Raw genomic sequence first — 18,500 nt, forward strand, 5'->3', positions numbered from 1 at the left:
ACGCCGTCCGGAGAGACGGGGAAGGAACACACATGAAGCAGCGAACCGTGCTCGATGGACCTGAGATCCATCGCGCGCTCACACGCATCGCGCACGAAGTGCTCGAAGCCAACAAGGGGCCGGAGGGCCTCGTGCTCCTGGGCATCCCGACACGGGGCGTGCCGCTGGCCGCACGCCTTGCAGAGGCGATCGCCCGTATCGAGCCGAGCGCGGACGCGTCCGCTCTCGCCGGGGCACTCGACATCACGATGCACCGCGATGATCTGCGATCGGGCCGCCTCCGCTCCGCAGAGCCCACACGCATCCCCGGCGGCACGATCGACGGACGGACGGTCGTCCTCGTCGACGACGTCCTGTTCTCCGGCCGCTCCGTCCGCGCTGCGCTCGACGCGGTCTCCGCGATCGGACGCCCGGAGGCGGTGCGGCTCGCCGTGCTCGTGGACCGCGGTCACCGGCGGCTGCCGATCCGCGCGGATCATGTCGGGAAGAACATCCCCAGTGCACTCGACGAACGGGTCGGCGTGCTCGTGCAGGAGATCGACGGTGCGGACGCCGTGACGATCACCGGCCCGGATCCGGACGGCGCAGCGGACGGATCCGCACAGGGGGAGTCACGATGAAGCACCTGCTCTCCACCGCCGACCTCTCGCGCACCGAGGCGATCGACCTGCTCGACACCGCTGAGGAGATGAGCCTCGTCTCCACCCAGGAGGTGAAGAAGCTGCCGGTGCTGCGCGGCCTCACGGTGGTCAACCTCTTCTTCGAGGATTCGACCCGGACCCGGATCTCCTTCGAGGCCGCTGCGAAGCGGCTGTCGGCCGACGTCATCACCTTCTCCGCGAAGGGCTCGTCCGTGTCCAAGGGCGAAAGCCTGCAGGACACGGCTCAGACGCTCTCCGCGATGGGCGCGGACGGCGTCGTCATCCGCCACAGCGGCTCCGGCGCCCCGCACAGGCTCGCCACCTCAGGATGGATCGACGCACCCGTCGTGAACGCGGGGGACGGGACGCACGAGCACCCCACGCAGGCGCTCCTGGACGCGTTCACGCTCCGCAGGGTGCTCGCCGGACTGCCGGCATCGGGCCCGGCGGACGGCGCCCGGGGACTGGGACTGGACGGTGCGGTCGTGGGCATCGTCGGAGACATCCTCCACTCGCGCGTCGCACGCTCCAACGTGCACCTGCTCACGACCCTGGGCGCGCGGGTCGTGCTCATCGCGCCTCCGACCCTGCTGCCCATCGGGGCGGACAGCTGGGACTGCGACATCGCCTACGACCTCGACGAGGCCATCGCAGAGCACTCCTTCGACGCGCTCATGATGCTGCGCGTGCAGCAGGAGCGCATGCAGCAGGCGTTCTTCCCCACCGCACGGGAGTACGCGCGCCGCTGGGGACTCACGGACCTCCGCGTCCGCGCGCTCCCGTCGCACTGCGCGATCATGCATCCGGGCCCCATGAACCGCGGGTTCGAGATCGGCGCGGCGGCCGCCGACTCCCCACGGGCGGTCGTGCTGGACCAGGTCGCGAACGGCGTGAGCGTGCGCATGAGCGTGCTCTACCGCCTCCTCACAGGACAGTCGGCCGCCACGGGCGGTCGGGAAGGACAGTCGTGAACTCCACACTCATCCGTGCAGCGCGGATGCCGGACGGCACCCGCGCCGACATCGCGATCGTCGACGGCGTCTTCGCCGACCCCGCCGATGCGGCGTCCCCCTCCACGGTGGTCGACGCCGACGGGCTGCTCGCGCTGCCCGGCCTCGTCGACATGCACACGCACCTGCGGGAGCCCGGGCGGGAGGACGCGGAGACCATCCTCACCGGTTCCCGCGCCGCGGCGGCGGGCGGCTACACCGCCGTGCATGCCATGGCCAACACCTCGCCCGTCGCAGACACGGCCGGGGTCGTCGAGCAGGTCCACCGGCTGGGCCGCGCCGCGGGCTTCACCCAGGTCGTCCCCGTCGGCGCGGTCACCGTCGGACTCGCAGGCTCGACGCTCGCCGAGCTCGGTGCCATGGCGGACTCCGAGGCCCGTGTGCGGATGTTCTCCGATGACGGGCACTGCGTCTGGGATCCCCTCGTCATGCGCCGGGCCCTGGAGTACGTGAAGGCGTTCGACGGGATCATCGCGCAGCACGCGCAGGAGCCGCGGCTCACGGAGGGCGCGCAGATGAACGAGGGGGCCGTCAGCGCGCAGCTCGGACTTCCTGGCTGGCCTGCGGTGGCGGAGGAATCCATCATCGCCCGCGACGTCCTGCTCGCGGAGCACGTGGGCTCGCGCCTGCACGTCTGCCACGTCTCGACCGCCGGCAGCGTCGAACTCATCCGCTGGGCGAAGGCCCGCGGCATCCGGGTCACGGCGGAGGTGACGCCGCACCACCTGCTCCTCACGGATGAGGAGGTGCGCAGCTACGACCCCGTCTTCAAGGTGAATCCTCCGCTGCGCACGGATGAGGACGTCCGCGCACTGCGCGCCGCACTGGCGGACGGCACGATCGACGTGGTCGGCACCGACCACGCACCGCACCCGGCAGAGCACAAGTGCGTGGAATGGACCGCCGCGGCCATGGGGATGGTGGGGATGGAGACCGCGCTGCCCGTCGTCGCCCACGCGATGGCGGACCATGACTTCTCCGCAGCCGACCTCGCCCGCGTCATGAGTGCCCGCCCGGCGCAGATCGCAGGTCTCGCGCACCACGGCTCGCTGGAGATCGGCACCGGAGCCAACCTGGTCCTCGTCGACCCCGACGCGGCGCACACCGTGGATCCGGACGCGCACGCGACGATGGGGCGGAACAACCCGTTCCGGGGGCGGACCCTGGGCACGCGCATCGTGGACACCTTCCTCTTCGGCCGGCGCGTCTACGCGTCCGGGGCCCTCGGCACACCTCTCGAGTTCGCGGAAGCAGGGCCATGGAACGACTGATCCCAGCGGCCGCACTCCTGCTCGTCGTCATCGTCGTCTTCCTCCTCATGCGACGGGGCTGGAAGCAGAGGACCGCCTCGCAGGCGGGCGTGCCCGTGCCCGCGCGTCCGCTCGAGGGGACCCCCGTCATCCACGGACCGGTCGACGGCATGTACGTCGCGACCACCGCGGCCGGGGACCCGTACGATCGCATCGCGGTCCACGGTCTGGGCCTGCGCACCGCCGCAGACGTCGTCGTGACCGATGCGGGCATCGTCATCGACCGTGCCGGGACCGGCGACTTCCTGATCCCCTGGGCCGACGTCACCGGCGTCCGCAGCTCGCAGGGGATGATCGGCAAGTTCGTCGAGCCGGACGGCCTCGTGGTCATCGGCTGGACGCTGGGCGGCATAGCCCTCGAATCCGGCTTCCGCACCCGGGCCGCCGACACCCGCACGCCACTCATCACTTCCATCCGCCGCCAGATCGAGGAGGACTGACATGTCCCTGCTCTCACGTCCACCCGCGGTCCTCGTCCTCGAGGACGGCCGCACCTTCCGGGGCCGCGCATACGGCGCGTCGGGCCGAACCGTCGGCGAAGCGGTCTTCGCCACCGGCATGACCGGCTACCAGGAGACGCTCACCGACCCGTCCTACTACGGACAGATCGTCGTTCAGACCTCTCCCCACATCGGGAACACCGGAGTCAACGACGAGGACGACGAGTCGAACGGCTACTGGGTGAGCGGATACGTCGTCCGCGAGGCCTCCCGACGCGTGTCGAACTGGCGCGCGACGGAGAGCCTGGAGGACCGGCTGCGCCGCCGCGGCATCGTCGGCATCAGCGGTGTCGACACCCGTGCCCTCACACGCCACCTGCGCGATCGGGGAGCAATGCGCGCAGGGATCTTCTCCGGTGACGAGCTCCAGCTGGACGCAGCGGCGCAGCTGGTCGCGGTGCGTGACACGCCGCCCATGGCCGGATCGCGCCTCGTCGACCGGGTCACGACCGCCCAGGCGTACACCGTGCCGGCAGTGGGGGAGAAGCGGCTGACCGTCGTCGCCTACGACCTCGGCATCAAGTCGGCGACGCCCGAGCTGCTCGCAGCACGGGGCATCGAGGTGCGGGTCGTGCCCGCCTCCACCCCGTTCGAGGACGTCGAGGCGATGGATCCCGACGGCGTGTTCTTCTCCAACGGACCCGGCGACCCCGCAGCCTCCGATTACGAGGTCGACGTCATCCGCCAAGTGCTCGGCGCGGGGATCCCGTTCTTCGGCATCTGCTTCGGCAATCAGCTGCTGGGCCGAGCACTGGGCTTCGGGACGTTCAAGCTCGCCTTCGGCCACCGGGGTGCGAACCAGCCGGTGCTGGACGTCGCCACGGGGAAGGTCGAGATCACGTGCCAGAACCACGGCTTCGCGGTCGACGCTCCCATCGGCGATCCGGTCACCGCGCCGCAGGAGTCCTTCGGCCGCGTCCAGGTCAGTCACATCGCACTCAACGACCGTGTCGTCGAGGGCCTGCAATGCCTCGACATCCCGGCGTTCTCCGTCCAGTTCCACCCCGAATCCGCCGCCGGTCCCCATGATTCGCAGGGTCTGTTCGACCGCTTCGCGGACATGATGACCGGCCGCCGGACCGCTACCCGCGCCTGAGACGCACAAGGAGACCCGAGAAGTGCCCATCAGAGACGACCTCACATCAGTACTCGTCATCGGCTCAGGACCCATCGTCATCGGTCAGGCCTGCGAGTTCGACTACTCCGGGACGCAGGCCTGCCGCGTCCTCCGCGACGAGGGACTCCGCGTCATCCTCGTGAATTCCAACCCCGCGACGATCATGACCGATCCGGAGATCGCCGACGCCACCTACGTCGAGCCGATCGATCCCGACGTCATCGAGTCGATCATCGTGAAGGAGAGGCCCGACGCCCTCCTGCCGACCCTGGGCGGGCAGACCGCGCTCAACGCCGCGATCGCACTCCACGACTCGGGTGTCCTCGAGAAGTACGGCGTCGAGCTCATCGGCGCCGACGTCGAGGCGATCCAGCGCGGTGAGGACCGCCAGAAGTTCAAAGACGTCGTCGAATCCGTCGGCGGCGAGTCCGCGCGCTCGCTGATCTGCACGTCCATGGACGAGGTCATCGCGGGTGCGGAGGTCCTCGGCTATCCGCTCGTGGTCCGCCCGTCCTTCACGATGGGCGGACTGGGATCGGGCCTCGCCCACGACGAGGAGGACCTCCGTCGGATCGCGGGCGACGGACTGCACGACTCCATCACCAACGAGGTGCTGCTCGAGGAGAGCATCCTCGGCTGGAAGGAGTACGAGCTCGAGCTCATGCGCGACCGCAACGACAATGTGGTGGTCATCTGCTCGATCGAGAACGTCGACCCGGTCGGGGTGCACACCGGCGACTCGATCACCGTGGCCCCGTCGCTGACCCTCACGGACCGCGAGTACCAGCGGATGCGGGACATCGGCATCGCCGTCATCCGCGAGGTCGGAGTCGAGACCGGCGGCTGCAACATCCAGTACGCGGTCGACCCCGCCACAGGTCGGATCATCGTCATCGAGATGAATCCGCGCGTCTCCCGGTCGTCCGCCCTGGCCTCCAAGGCGACCGGCTTCCCGATCGCGAAGATCGCCGCGAAGCTCGCCGTGGGGTACACGCTGGACGAGATCCCCAACGACATCACCGAAGTGACTCCGGCCTCGTTCGAACCGGCACTCGACTACGTCGTCGTGAAGATCCCGCGCTTCGCGTTCGAGAAGTTCCCCGCAGCGGATCCCACCCTGACGACGACCATGAAGAGCGTCGGCGAGGTCATGGCACTGGGCCGCACCTTCGGACAGGCGCTGCTCAAGGCCATGCGGTCGCTCGAGCAGTCCGATGCGGAGTTCGACTTCTCGTCCCGCGTCGACCTGTCCGATGCGCAGGTGCGCGACGACCTCACGGCGAAGCTCGCCCACCCCACGGCGGACCGCATCCACTCCGTGCGCCTCGCCCTGGCCTCGGGGATGTCCATCGACGACGTGTTCGCGGCCAGCTGGATCGACCCGTGGTACCTCGACCAGATCCTCCAGCTCCAGGAGGTCGCCGACGAGGTCGCCGGCGCGGACGCGCTCACCCAGGAGCTCCTGGTGCTGGCCAAGGAGACCGGATTCTCCGATCACCAGATCGCCGTGCTGCGCTCCCTGGACGAGACGGTCGTCCGCGGCGTGCGCCACGCCCTGGCCGTGCGCCCGGTCTACAAGACGGTCGATACGTGCGCCGGTGAGTTCGAGGCCCGCACCCCGTACCACTACTCGACGTACGAGGAGGAGTCCGAGGTGCTGCCCCGCGAGCGCGAGGCGGTCATCATCCTGGGCTCCGGACCCAACCGGATCGGCCAGGGGATCGAGTTCGACTACTCGTGCGTCCACGCGACGATGGCCCTGGGCGAGGCCGGCTATGAGACGGTCATGGTCAACTGCAACCCGGAGACCGTCTCGACGGACTACGACACGGCCGACCGCCTGTACTTCGAGCCCCTCACGTTCGAGGACGTCATGGAGGTCTACGCCGCGGAATCCGCCGCGGGCCCCGTTGCAGGAGTGGTGTGCACCCTGGGCGGACAGACGCCGCTGGGACTGGCCGCCGATCTCAAGGCCGCGGGCGTGCCGGTGCTCGGCACGCAGCCCGAGGCCATCGATCTGGCCGAGGACCGCGGAGAGTTCGGACAGGTGCTCGCCGCTGCGGGCCTGCAGGCACCGCAGCACGGCACGGCCACGACGTACGCCGAGGCGGTGGAGATCGCGGACCGCATCGGATACCCCGTGCTGGTGCGCCCCTCCTACGTGCTCGGCGGCCGAGGCATGCAGATCGTCTACGACGCGGAGCAGCTCCTCGGCTACATGGAGACCGCGACGGAGGTGTCGACCGACAGGCCGGTGCTCGTCGACCGCTTCCTCGAGGACGCCATCGAGATCGACGTCGACGCGCTGTACGACGGCCATGAGGTCTTCATCGGCGGCATCATGGAGCACATCGAGGAGGCTGGGATCCACTCCGGCGACTCCGCGTGCGTCCTGCCTCCGCTGACCCTGGGCGAGGCGGTGCTCGAGCGCGTCCGCACGGCGACGGCCGGAATCGCCGAGGGCACCGGTGTGCGCGGCCTGCTGAACATCCAGTTCGCACTCGCGGCGGACGTGCTCTACGTGATCGAGGCGAACCCGCGCGCGTCGCGGACAGTGCCCTTCATCTCGAAGGGGACCGGCACGCAGCTCGCGAAGGCCGCAGCGCTCGTCGCGGTCGGCCGGACGATCGCTGACATGCGCGGAGGCCTGCTGCCGTCCGAGGGCGATGGCTCGCGCCTGCCCCTGGACCACCCCATCGCCGTCAAGGAGGCGGTCCTCCCGTTCCGCCGGTTCCGCACGGTCGACGGACGGTCGATCGATTCGATCCTCGGTCCGGAGATGCGCTCGACGGGAGAGGTCATGGGAGTCGACCGGGACTTCCCGCGCGCGTTCGCCAAGGCGATGCTCGGCGCATCCACCGCGCTGCCCACGTCGGGCACGGTGTTCGTGTCAGTCGCGGATCGGGACAAGCGCGCGCTGATCCTGCCGGTGAAGCTGCTCACGGACATGGGCTTCACGATCGTCGCGACGTCGGGCACCGCTGCGGTCCTGGCGCGGTACGGCATCGCGGCGGAGACCGTCCGCAAGCACTTCGAGACCGCGGGCGACGAGAAGTCGGCGCTCGATCGGATCGTGGAGCGCGAGTTCGACCTCGTGGTCAACGTGCCGGGCGGGCGGCAGGAGCGTGCGGACGGCTACGAGATCCGCGCTGCGGCCACCGTGTCGAACACCCCGCTCCTCACGACGGCCGACGAGCTGTCCGCGGCGGTGTCCGCGATCGAATCGCTCCAGTCGGAGACGATGGACGTCCGCTCCCTGCAGGACTGGGCGTGACATCGGCTCCTGAGCGGCTGCGCGCCGCTCTCGCCGCGAGCCCGCTCTGCGTGGGGATCGACCCCCACGCGGGCGAGCTCGCGGCGTGGGGCCTCGAGGACACGGCCGCGGGTGCCCGCGTGTTCGCCGACCGGATCCTCACCGCGGTCGCCGACTCCCCGGCTCGGATCGTGAAGCCGCAGGTCGCCCTCTTCGAGCGGTTCGGCTCTGCGGGCATCGCAGTCCTCGAAGAGATCCTGGCCGCGGCGAGGAGCGCCGGACTGTTCTCCATCGCGGATGCGAAGCGCGGAGACATCGGCTCGACGATGTCCGGGTACGCCGCCGCGTGGGTGCGGCAGGACTCGCCGCTGCGGGCGGACGCTGTGACCGTCTCGCCCTACCTGGGCTTCGGCTCGCTCACCCCGGTGCTCGACCTGCTCGAGGCCGAGGACGCGATCGCGTTCGTCCTGGCGCTGACGTCGAACCCGTCCGGTCCGGACGTCCAGCACGCCCGCGGCGCGGACGGAGAGTCCGTGGGCGGCGCGATCCTGCGGCACGCGGCGGAGGCATCGGCGACACGCCCGGGGCGCATCGGAGCCGTCGTCGGCGCGACGATCGGCTCTGCCGCGGCAGACCTCGGCATCGACCTCGGCTCCTTCCCGGGACCCATCCTCACCCCCGGGTACGGCGCGCAGGGGGCAGGGACCGCGGACCTGCTCGAGCTGTTCGGCCCGCACGCCCGCGGTCACCGCCTCCTGGTGAACGCGTCACGCGGCGTGAGCTCCGCCGGGCCGTCGCCCGAGGCCCTGACCGGGAGGATCGCAGAACTCACAGGTGAACTCCTGGGCGGCCTCGGCGTAGACTGAGCCGACGAGAGCTTCCAGGCGGGAGCTCACCGGACCCCCGGACGAGGAGACACTGCCGTGGCACTTCCGCAGCTGACCCCGCAGGAGAGGGAAGCCGCCCTCGACAAGGCGTTCGCAGCCAGACAGGCGCGCGCTGAAGTCAAGGCGGCCCTGAAGAACGGTGAGACGACGCTCGCCGCAGTGCTCGAGAGAGCCGCGGCAGACGAATCGCTCCGCAAGATGAAGGTCCACGACCTCCTGCGCTCCCTTCCGGGCGTGGGCGACCGTCGTGCCACAGCACTCATGGAGGAGTTCGGCATCGCAGCCTCACGTCGCATCAAGGGGCTGGGTGTGCACCAGCGCGCCGCTCTGCTGGACCGCTTCGCCGGATGAGCCGCCTCACCGTCCTCGCGGGTCCGACCGCCGTCGGCAAGGGCACAGTGAGTGCGCGCATCCGCGAGGCGTTCCCGGACGTCTGGTTCTCCGTGTCGGCGACGACGCGCGCTCCGCGCCCGGGGGAGGTGGACGGCGTGCACTACCGGTTCCTCAGCGACGAGCAGTTCGACCGGATGATCGCGGACGGAGAGCTGCTCGAGTATGCGGTCGTCCACGGGCGCAACCGCTACGGCACGCCGCGCGGTCCCGTCGACGAGCAGATCGCGGCCGGGGGATCGCCGCTCCTCGAGATCGACCTCCAGGGTGCTCGGCAGGTGCGCGAGGCGATGCCCGATGCGCTGTTCGTGTTCCTCGCTCCGCCCAGCTGGGACGAGCTGGTGCGCCGCCTCGTCGGTCGGGGCACGGAATCGGGTGAGGAGCAGGAGCGCAGGCTCGCGACCGCGAAGAGGGAACTCGCCGCCGAATCGGAGTTCGACGTCACCATCGTCAACCACGATGTGCACGCCGCAGCGGCGGAGCTAGTAGACTTGATGGGAGTCTCCCGACCCGCCTAGGGTCGGCACACCCATTCACCGCACGGCCCGATGGTCGTGCGCGCATCCGAACCAGAGGGAGAATCTGTGGCACACACACCCGAGGGAATCACGTTCCCGCCGATCGACGACCTGCTCGCCGTGACGGATTCGAAGTACGAGCTCGTCGTCCAGAGCTCGCGCCGTGCCCGCCAGATCAATTCGTACTACGCACAGCTGCAGGAGGGCCTGCTCGAGAACGTGGGGCCGCTCGTCACGCCTGAGGCGAACGAGAAGTCGCTGTCGATCGCGCTGCGCGAGATCCACGAGGGCAAGCTCATCATGCGTGAGCCCACGGAGGCCGACTTCGCTCCGGTGACGGACATCGAGTACCCGCACAACTTCGCCTACGACGAGGCATTCGGCGCAGACGCGTTCACCTCGCCGATCTCCGAGGAGCCCGCACCGGAGGCCGGCACCGAATGAGGATCGTCCTCGGTGTGACCGGGGGCATCGCGGCCTACAAGGCCGCACACGTGCTCCGGGGCCTGCGCGAGCGCGGCCACGCCGTGCGCGTCGTGCCGACGGAGGCCGCGCTGAGATTCGTGGGCGCTCCCACCTGGGAGGCGCTCAGCGGCGAACCCGTCTCCACGACCGTGTTCGAGGGCGTGGAGAACGTGGAGCACGTGCGCATCGGGCACGAGGCGGACCTGGTCGTCGTAGCACCGGCGACTGCGGACCTGCTGGCCCGCGCCCGTGCCGGCATGGCCGACGACCTCCTCACCGCCACCCTCCTCACAGCCACGTGCCCCGTGGTCGTCGCGCCCGCGATGCACACCGAGATGTGGTTCAACGCCGCGACGGTCGACAACGTCGCGACGCTGCGCGCCCGCGGCTGGACCGTCATCGAGCCGGCGTCCGGCCGCCTCACGGGTGCGGACACGGGCCCCGGTCGCCTGCCGGAGCCCGACGACATCATCCAGGCGGCGCTCGCGGCGACCGGTCGTTCGGCAGCACCCGACTCAGCCGACGCCTCCACGGTCACTCCAGTTGCTCCCGCCGATGACTCCCGGACAGACGAGTCCCGGGCAGACGGCGCACTGTCCGGCGCCTCGGTCATCGTGAGCGCAGGCGGAACGCGCGAACCCCTGGACCCCGTGCGCTTCCTGGGCAACCGCTCCTCCGGGAAGCAGGGGGCGGCTCTGGCGGCCGCAGCCGCGACTGCGGGCGCCCGCGTCACCCTCATCGCCGCGAACGTCGACTCCGATGTGCTCGCCTCGCTCCCCGCCGGCGTCGACATCGAGCATGTGAGCACCACGGCCGAACTCGAGGCGGCGTGCACGGCCCACGCGTCGAGTGCCGATGTGATCGTCATGGCCGCGGCCGTGTCCGACTACCGGCCCGCCGCCGCAGCCCAGCACAAGATGAAGAAGACCGGCGACGACCTCACGATCGCGCTGGTCGAGAATCCCGACATCCTCCGCGGGCTCGTCGAGCTCCGCGACGCGGGACGCACACGCACGGGCCAGCTGCTCGTCGGCTTCGCGGCGGAGACCGGTTCGCATGACACCTCCGCGGAGTCGCTCGCCCAGGCGAAGCTGCTCCGGAAGGGCTGCGACCTCCTTGTCTTCAACGACGTCTCGGGCGACCGCGCGTTCGGCCACGACGACAACGCCGTGGTCGTCTACCGCGCAGGTGCCGACGGTGCGGAGGAAGTGGCACGCAGCGAGGGCTCCAAGGCCCACGTGTCGAACGATGTCATCGCCGCAGTCGCGGCCGAACGCAGTCGATAGGATCAACAGGTGACTTCTCCTCAACTCCGCCACTTCACGTCCGAATCCGTCACCGAGGGCCATCCCGACAAGATCTGCGACCAGATCAGCGATGCGGTCCTCGACGAGCTCCTCCGGCAGGACCCGACCTCGAAGGTCGCCGTGGAGACGCTCGTGACGACGGGACTCGTCCACGTCGCGGGGGAGGTGACCTCATCCGCGTACGCGGATGTGGCGAACATCGTGCGGGACACGATCACCGGCATCGGCTACGACTCCTCCGACAAGGGCTTCGACGGCCACAGCTGCGGGGTCTCCGTGTCGATCGGCGCGCAGTCGTCGGACATCAGCGCAGGGATCACCACCTCGTTCGAGCGCCGGTCGGGTGCGTCCGACGACACCGACCACGGCACGTCCCTGGGCGCCGGCGACCAGGGCCTCATGTTCGGATACGCGGATGACTCCACCGACGTGCTGATGCCGCTGCCCATCCACCTCGCGCACCGCCTCTCGGAGCAGCTCGCCCAGGTCCGCAAGCAGGGTGTGCTGCCCCATCTGCGCCCCGACGGCAAGACACAGGTCACGATCGGCTACGACGGCGAATCGGCGGTGTCCCTGGAAGCCGTGGTGGTCTCCACCCAGCACTCGCGCGACTACACGCACGCCCAGCTGAGTGCGGACATGCACGAAGCGGTCATCGAGCCCGTGCTCGCCGACTTCTCGCTCGACAGCTCCGGGACGGAGTACTTCATCAACCCGGCCGGCGACTTCGTGATCGGCGGCCCGATGGGGGACGCGGGGCTCACGGGACGCAAGATCATCGTCGACACGTACGGCGGGTTCGCCCGTCACGGCGGCGGCGCGTTCTCCGGCAAGGACCCGTCGAAGGTCGACCGCTCCGCTGCGTACGCGATGCGCTGGGTGGCGAAGAACGTCGTCGCCGCAGGCCTCGCGAAGCGCGCAGAGGTCCAGGTCGCCTACGCGATCGGCCGCAGCGAACCGGTGGGCCTCTACGTGGAGACCTTCGGCACGGAGCAGGCGGATCCGGTGAAGATCGCGTCCGCGATCCGCGAGGTGTTCCCGCTGCGCCCCGCAGAGATCATCCGTGAACTGGATCTCATCCGTCCCATCTACTCGCAGACTGCGACGTACGGGCACTTCGGCCGCACGGGCGACGCGTTCACGTGGGAGCGCACCGACAAGGCGGAGGCCCTCGCGGCGCTCGTCGGCTGATGGACTCCCAGCCGTCGCTCCTGGGCGACGGAGAGCTCGCGGCGAGAGGCACGGGCATCAGGCTGCGAGGCGGTCTGACTCCCGCTGCGGCGCAGCCCGTCGCCCGCGTCATGCTCGAGACCGCGGTCCCGCACCTCGCACGCACCTTCGACTACGGCGTGACCCAGACGCAGGACGCCGAGGCGGTCCCCGGTGTCCGTGTCCGCGTGCGGTTCTCGGGCCGTCTCGTCTCCGGATTCCTCCTGTCCCGTGCGGAGGACACGGACGTGGCGGGGGAGATCGCACCGCTCGAGCGCGTGGTCTCACCGCTGCCGGTCGCCGACGAGCGGCTCATGCCGCTGGTCCGCGAGGTGGCCGACCGCTGGGCGGGAACCGTCCCGGACGTCCTGCGGCTCGCGGTGCCGCCCCGCCATGCTGCGGGCGAGCGCTCGGCCCTCACAGCAGTGACCCGGCATCATGCGGAGGCTCCTCCCGTGCCGGGACCCGACGAGTTTCCCACACCGTCCGGTGCGCCCGCGTCGTATGAGGCCTTCCTCGCGGCGCTCACGGAGTGGCTGAGCCCGGCAGACGACGGCGAGGACGGCCCTCGCGCCGCGTACGCACTGACGCCCGGGGGAGAACCGGGCACCGGGTGGATCAGCGCGGGCCTGCGGGCGGCGGCGATCACGATCGCGGCCGGCCGGTCAGTCCTCTGGCTGGTGCCGGACCACCGCGAGCTCAGCGCGCTCACCGCGCGGCTCGGCCCGCTGGCCCCGCACACCGTGCGGCTGTCGGCGGATCAGGGTCCGCAGGCTCGCTGGTCCGCGTGGGTCCGTGCCCACGGCGGTGCGGCCCGGTTGGTGATCGGCACGCGGGCCGCCGCGTTCGCACCGCTTGACGACCTGGGGCTCGTGCTCCTCATGGACGACGGCAGCGACCACTTCGCCGAGCAGCGGGCGCCCTACCCCCATGCCCGCGAGGTCTGCCTCGTCCGAGTCCGGCAGACGGGCGCGGCCCTTCTCCTGCTCGACCACACGCGCACCGTGGAAGTGCAGCGGCTGGTCGAGACCGGCTGGGTCGGATCGATCGACATGGCCCGTGAGGACCGCAGGGCCACGGCCCCGCTCGTCCTGCTGCCCCACGCGGACGGCGCCTACGAGCGCATGCCCCCGGAGGCGTTCGAGGTGCTGCGCGGCGCACTCGGCCGCAGCCGGCGCGAGACCGCGCACGGTCCCGTGCTGGTCCAGGTGCCGCGCGCCGGATACCTCCCCGTCGTCGCATGCGCACGGTGCGGTGACCTCCTGGACTGCCCGCGCTGCGGTCGGAGGCTGTCCGCGGCGGGGGCCGCAGGACCCTTCGCGTGCGCGGGCTGCGGACTGCGTGAGGAGCGGTGCCCGTGCCAGCGGTGCGGTGCGACCCGTGTCCGCGCGGTCGTCCGCGGTCTCGAGCGCACCGTCGAGGAACTGCAGCGCGCATTCGCCGAGGTGCCTGTCATCCGCTCCGGCGGCGAGGACATCGTGGGGTCGGTCGGCCCGGAGCAGGCCATCGTCGTCGCGACGACGGGGGCGGAGCCCTATGCGGAGGGAGGCTACGCGGCGGCCGTGCTGCTCGATTCGCTCTGGCCGGGACCCGGCCTCGACGGAGTGGGGAAGGCGATCGCCCGCCGGCTGAGGGCCCTCGCACTGGTCCGCGCATCCGCTGACGGCGGCCGCGCTCTGGTGCTCGATGACACGGACGTCGTCGTCCGGGTGCTCCAGACCTTCGACCCGGTCCGCTTCGCGCACGGCGAGCTCACGGACCGGCGGGCCACGCGACTGCCGCCCGTCGTGCGCACTCTGCGTCTCAGCGGTGCGCGCCGCGACGTCCTGGACGTGCTCGGCCGCCTGACCGCCGAGCTCGGAGAGGGCTTCCTCACGCCGCTCTTCGGTAACGACGGCGAGGACGACGTGCACACGCGGCTCCTGGCCTTCGAACTGACCGACTCGACCGCGGTCTCCGCAGCGCTGCGGGCGATCGCCGCGCACCGGTCCGCGTCGGGAGCGGCAGTGGTCAGGCACGTGTTGGACCCGCTCAGCGCGCTCTGAGGCCGCCGCGGCCCTAGACTGTCGGGCGTGAGAATCGTCTTCGCCGGCACCCCGCCCGCCGCAGTCCCGTCCTTGGAGGCCCTGCACGCCGATCACGACATCGTGAGCGTGCTGACACGGCCGGACGCCCCCGTCGGGCGCAAACGCGTCCTGACGCCCAGCCCCGTCAAGCGCCGCGCCCTGGAGCTGGGACTGCCGGTCCTGGAGGCGGCCCGCCTGCGCGGAGACGTGCTGGGACAGCTCGAAGCGCTCGACGCGGACGCGGTCGCAGTCGTCGCGTTCGGCGCGATCGCGGGCCCCCGCGCCCTGGCGACGTCGCGGCTGGGATGGTTCAACCTGCACTTCTCGCTGCTGCCCGAGTACCGCGGTGCGGCCCCCGTGCAGCGCGCGCTCATGGACGGGCGAACGCACTCCGGGCTCACCGTCTTCCGGATCGATGAGGGGATGGACACCGGGCCCGTGCTGCTGCAGCGCACGCTCGACCTGCCTGCCGCCGATGCCGGCGCGGTGCTCGCCTCCTACGCTCGCGAGGGCGCCGGGCTGCTCGCCGAGGCGTTCTCGCTGCTGGCCTCGGGTGACTGCGCACTGACCGACCAGGTCGGCGAGCCGAGCCACGCGGCGAAGATCGACCCGGAGGAGGCGCGCCTCGACCTCACCCGCCCCGCCGCCGAGGTCCTGGCCCGGTTCCGGGGCGTGTCTCCGTCCCCGGGCGCCTGGGCGACCATCGGGGGCCAGCGGACGAAGCTCGCGGGGCTGTCCGAGGCCGGGCCCGACGACGCAGTGCCCGGGCCGGGTCGTATCGCGGCGGTCCACGACGGGGTGGTCCTGGGAACGGGGGACGGCGCCGTGCGGGTCGCCGGCATCCAGCCCTTCGGCAAGCCGATGATGGACGCCGCGGACTTCCTGCGCGGCCGGCCGGACGCGGCGTTCGACATCCTCGACGACGATGAGCAGAGCGGAGAGAACGATGAGTGAGCGCAGGGGCGGGAGGCAGGGCGGGCCCGACCGACACGGCAGCAACGACCGGCAGGGCAGGAGCCCGCGGCAGGGCAGGAATCCGCAGCAGCGGGGATCCGGGGGAGGGCCTCGGGCGCGGGATGCCGTGCGGCAGTCCGCCCGGGACGTGGCCCTGAGCGTGCTGACGGAGGTCGATGAGGCGGACGCGTACGCGAACCTCCTGCTGCCCGCGCGCCTGCGGGACGCGGGGCTGGACGCGCGGGATGCGTCGCTGGCGACCGAACTGACCTACGGGACCCTGCGCGGCCTCGGCCTCTACGACGCGGTCGCGGAAGCGGCTGCGGACCGGCATCCGGCGGATCTGGACCCGCGCACCGCCTCGGCCGTGCGCATGGGCGTCCACCAGCTGCTGAACATGCGGGTGGCCGACCACGCGGCGGTCTCCGAGACCGTGGAGGCCCTGCGCAGGGCGGGCGGCGGACGCTCCAGCGGTCTGGTCAACGCCGTGCTGCGGAGGGTCTCCGCGCACGACGCGGACACCTGGATCGAGGAGCTCACCGCAGGCCGCGGAGCGGACGAGGCGCTCGCGCTGCGGACCTCGCACCCCGCGTGGATCGTGCGCGCCCTGCGGATGGCGCTGCGCGGCCACGGACGCGGGGGAGACGGGCTGGAGGCGGCACTGCGGGACGTGCTCGATGCGGACAACGCTCCGGCGAAGGTCAGCCTCGCCGCGCTGCCCGGGCTCGCGGACCGGGACGACCTCGCCGCTGCCGAGGACGCGCAGCTGACGCCAGCGGACCTCTCGCCGATCGGACTGGTGCTCGAGACCGGCGACCCGCGGGACGTCCCCGGCGTCGCGGACGCGCACGTGCGGGTCCAGGACCAGGGCTCGCAGCTCGTCGCGCTCGCGCTCACAGCGGCGGACACCGCTGCGAATCCGAGCTGGCTCGACCTCTGCGCGGGACCGGGCGGCAAGACCGCGGTGCTGGGTGCCGTCGCGGCAGGACGGAACGGCCGCGTGCATGCGGTCGATTCCTCCGAGCATCGGACGCGGCTCGTACGCGAGTCCACCGCCGGCAGCCCCGGCACCGTGGAGGCGGTCCACGCGGACGGCAGGACGGTCGGCCGCGACCAGGCGGGGATGTTCTCCGGCGTGCTGGTCGACGTGCCCTGCACGGGCCTCGGCGCCCTGCGCCGTCGCCCGGAGGCCCGGTGGCGCAGACGACCCGACGACGTGGCCGCCCTGGCACCCCTCCAGACGGAGCTGCTGCACTCCGCCATCGCGGCGGCGCGGCCGGGCGGGATCATCGCGTACTCGACCTGCTCACCGCACTGGGCGGAGACCGCCGGCATCGTCGACGACGTGCTCCCAGGCGGCGAGGTGGAGCTGCTCGATGCACCGGCGGTGCTGGCGGAGCTCACCGGTCGCCCTGCGGAGGCCTTCGCATCGGCGGCGCGCGGCGACGGGCGCTTCGCCCAGCTGTGGCCCGATGTCCACGGCACGGATGCCATGTTCCTGGCCCTGCTGGTGCGGCGCTAAGGTGGGCGCGTGGGCATACACATCAATCCGAGCATCCTCTCCGCCGACTTCGCCGACCTGGCCGGTGAACTGAGCCGCATCAGCAGTGCGGACATGGCGCACGTCGACGTCATGGACAACCACTTCGTGCCGAACCTCACGTTCGGCCCCCCGGTCGTCGAGCGCATCCGGGCCGTGTCGCCGATACCGATCGACGCGCACCTCATGATCGAGGACCCGGACACCTGGGCCCCCGTGTACGCGGAGATCGGGTGCGAGTCCGTGACCTTCCACGCCGAGGCCGCCGCCGCACCCGTGCGACTGGCCCGCGAACTGCGCCGGCTGGGCGCGCGCGCCAGCATCGCCGTGCGGCCCGGGACCCCGATCGAGCCGCTCATCGACCTCCTCCCCGAATTCGACCAGGTGCTCGTCATGACCGTCGAGCCCGGATTCGGCGGTCAGAAGTTCCTCGACGTCTGCCTGCCGAAGATCCGCCGGATGCGGAAGGCGATCAGCGCAGCCGGGCTGGACATCAAGCTGCAGGTCGACGGCGGCGTGTCCGCCTCGACGGTCGAGCGGGTCGTCGAGGCGGGGGCGAACGTGCTCGTCGCAGGCTCCGCCGTCTACGGCGCGGACGACGCGGACGCGGCGATTCGCTCACTGCGGACCGCGGCCGAAGCGGCCCGGCGGGACTGACGCGTGGGCTTCCTCGACCTCCTCAACACGCCGGTCTTCACGCTCGCGGGCGTCCCGGTCCCGTGGTCGGACCTCATCGGCAACATCTGCGCGATCGCGACGGTGTTCCTCGCGCTGCGCCGGTCGATCCTGTCCTGGCCCGTCCAGATCGTCGGGTCGATCCTCCTGCTGAGCGCGAGCATCGGCGCGGGCCTGGGCGGCAACGCGTCCCGCCAGGTCGTCATCATCGCCGCTGCGATCTGGGGCTGGACCCGCTGGCGGCAGGCGAAGCAGGAGTCCGGCGAGATCAAGGTCCGCTGGGGCACGTGGAAGGAGCGCATCGCGCTGCTCGGATTCCTCGCCGTCGGCACGGCCGTCTTCGGGACGGTGCTCGCGTGGGGCGGCTGGTCGTGGAACCCGTACCCCGACGCCTACATCTTCGTGGGATCGCTTGCGGCGATGGCCGCACAGGGCCGCGCGATCGTGGAGTTCTGGTTCGTGTGGCTGCTCGTCGACCTGGTCGGCATCCCGCTCGCGATCATGGGCGGACTGGTCTTCTCCGGGGCCGTCTATTTCGTCTTCCTCATCATGGTCGTCGTGGGCATCATCGACTGGAGCAGGCGCTCGCGGCAGCGGATCGCCTCACCCACCGACTTCTCGCCCGACGTCTCACGTCCGGACCCCGTATGACCGCGGG

The 18,500-nt window shown here is 71.2% G+C and carries 17 protein-coding genes; all 17 read left to right on the top strand.

Annotation, left to right across the window (positions count from 1 at the left end; all coding sequences use genetic code 11):
• The first annotated feature begins 32 nt into the window (after positions 1–32).
• The 17 genes from pyrR (at position 33) to FM105_RS08555 (ending at position 18,493) form a co-directional block, all read left to right on the top strand.
• Positions 33–620, top strand: a complete 588-nt coding sequence (pyrR, locus tag FM105_RS08475) for a bifunctional pyr operon transcriptional regulator/uracil phosphoribosyltransferase PyrR (protein ID WP_087007261.1) — start codon at positions 33–35, stop codon at positions 618–620.
• Positions 617–1,612, top strand: coding sequence for an aspartate carbamoyltransferase catalytic subunit (locus FM105_RS08480; protein WP_087007263.1), 996 nt, complete (start codon positions 617–619; stop codon positions 1,610–1,612). Before pyrR ends, FM105_RS08480 begins: the two co-directional genes overlap by 4 nt.
• Positions 1,613–1,638: 26 nt before the next feature.
• Positions 1,639–2,922, top strand: a complete 1,284-nt coding sequence (locus tag FM105_RS08485; RefSeq protein ID WP_373404772.1) for a dihydroorotase — start codon at positions 1,639–1,641, stop codon at positions 2,920–2,922.
• Positions 2,910–3,401: a PH-like domain-containing protein gene (locus FM105_RS08490; RefSeq protein ID WP_087007267.1), complete on the top strand. Its 492-nt coding sequence runs from the start codon at positions 2,910–2,912 to the stop codon at positions 3,399–3,401. Before FM105_RS08485 ends, FM105_RS08490 begins: the two co-directional genes overlap by 13 nt.
• A 1-nt stretch (position 3,402) precedes the next feature.
• Positions 3,403–4,557: a glutamine-hydrolyzing carbamoyl-phosphate synthase small subunit gene (gene carA / locus FM105_RS08495; RefSeq protein ID WP_087007269.1), complete on the top strand. Its 1,155-nt coding sequence runs from the start codon at positions 3,403–3,405 to the stop codon at positions 4,555–4,557.
• A gap of 22 nt (positions 4,558–4,579) precedes the next feature.
• Complete coding sequence (carB, locus tag FM105_RS08500; RefSeq protein ID WP_087007271.1) at positions 4,580–7,852, top strand: carbamoyl-phosphate synthase large subunit; 3,273 nt, start codon at positions 4,580–4,582, stop codon at positions 7,850–7,852.
• Positions 7,849–8,697 (top strand): orotidine-5'-phosphate decarboxylase, encoded by an 849-nt coding sequence (pyrF, locus tag FM105_RS08505; protein ID WP_087007273.1) that lies wholly within the window; start codon positions 7,849–7,851, stop codon positions 8,695–8,697. The genes carB and pyrF overlap by 4 nt, the downstream gene beginning before the upstream one ends.
• 57 nt (positions 8,698–8,754) lie before the next feature.
• Positions 8,755–9,069 carry an integration host factor, actinobacterial type gene (mihF, locus tag FM105_RS08510; protein WP_087007275.1) on the top strand — a complete coding sequence of 105 codons (315 nt, stop codon included), beginning with the start codon at positions 8,755–8,757 and terminating at the stop codon, positions 9,067–9,069.
• Complete coding sequence (gmk, locus tag FM105_RS08515) at positions 9,066–9,626, top strand: guanylate kinase (RefSeq protein ID WP_087007277.1); 561 nt, start codon at positions 9,066–9,068, stop codon at positions 9,624–9,626. Before mihF ends, gmk begins: the two co-directional genes overlap by 4 nt.
• A 66-nt stretch (positions 9,627–9,692) precedes the next feature.
• Positions 9,693–10,070 carry a DNA-directed RNA polymerase subunit omega gene (gene rpoZ, locus FM105_RS08520; protein ID WP_256970309.1) on the top strand — a complete coding sequence of 126 codons (378 nt, stop codon included), beginning with the start codon at positions 9,693–9,695 and terminating at the stop codon, positions 10,068–10,070.
• Positions 10,067–11,377, top strand: coding sequence for a bifunctional phosphopantothenoylcysteine decarboxylase/phosphopantothenate synthase (locus FM105_RS08525; RefSeq protein ID WP_087007280.1), 1,311 nt, complete (start codon positions 10,067–10,069; stop codon positions 11,375–11,377). The genes rpoZ and FM105_RS08525 overlap by 4 nt, the downstream gene beginning before the upstream one ends.
• Positions 11,378–11,386: 9 nt before the next feature.
• A complete protein-coding gene (metK, locus tag FM105_RS08530) occupies positions 11,387–12,589 on the top strand; it encodes a methionine adenosyltransferase (RefSeq protein ID WP_087007282.1) in 1,203 nt (400 codons plus the stop codon).
• Positions 12,589–14,652 (top strand): hypothetical protein, encoded by a 2,064-nt coding sequence (locus FM105_RS08535; protein ID WP_087007284.1) that lies wholly within the window; start codon positions 12,589–12,591, stop codon positions 14,650–14,652. Before metK ends, FM105_RS08535 begins: the two co-directional genes overlap by 1 nt.
• A gap of 27 nt (positions 14,653–14,679) precedes the next feature.
• Positions 14,680–15,627, top strand: a complete 948-nt coding sequence (locus tag FM105_RS08540; protein ID WP_087007286.1) for a methionyl-tRNA formyltransferase — start codon at positions 14,680–14,682, stop codon at positions 15,625–15,627.
• Positions 15,620–17,149, top strand: coding sequence for an RsmB/NOP family class I SAM-dependent RNA methyltransferase (locus FM105_RS08545; protein ID WP_087007288.1), 1,530 nt, complete (start codon positions 15,620–15,622; stop codon positions 17,147–17,149). The genes FM105_RS08540 and FM105_RS08545 overlap by 8 nt, the downstream gene beginning before the upstream one ends.
• Before the next feature lie 9 nt (positions 17,150–17,158).
• Positions 17,159–17,824, top strand: coding sequence for a ribulose-phosphate 3-epimerase (gene rpe, locus FM105_RS08550; protein ID WP_087007290.1), 666 nt, complete (start codon positions 17,159–17,161; stop codon positions 17,822–17,824).
• A gap of 3 nt (positions 17,825–17,827) precedes the next feature.
• Complete coding sequence (locus FM105_RS08555) at positions 17,828–18,493, top strand: nicotinamide mononucleotide transporter family protein (RefSeq protein ID WP_087007292.1); 666 nt, start codon at positions 17,828–17,830, stop codon at positions 18,491–18,493.
• Positions 18,494–18,500 lie beyond the last annotated feature (7 nt).

Origin of the sequence: Brevibacterium yomogidense, assembly GCF_900163715.1 — a bacterium.
GTDB classification, from domain to species: domain Bacteria; phylum Actinomycetota; class Actinomycetes; order Actinomycetales; family Brevibacteriaceae; genus Brevibacterium; species Brevibacterium yomogidense_A.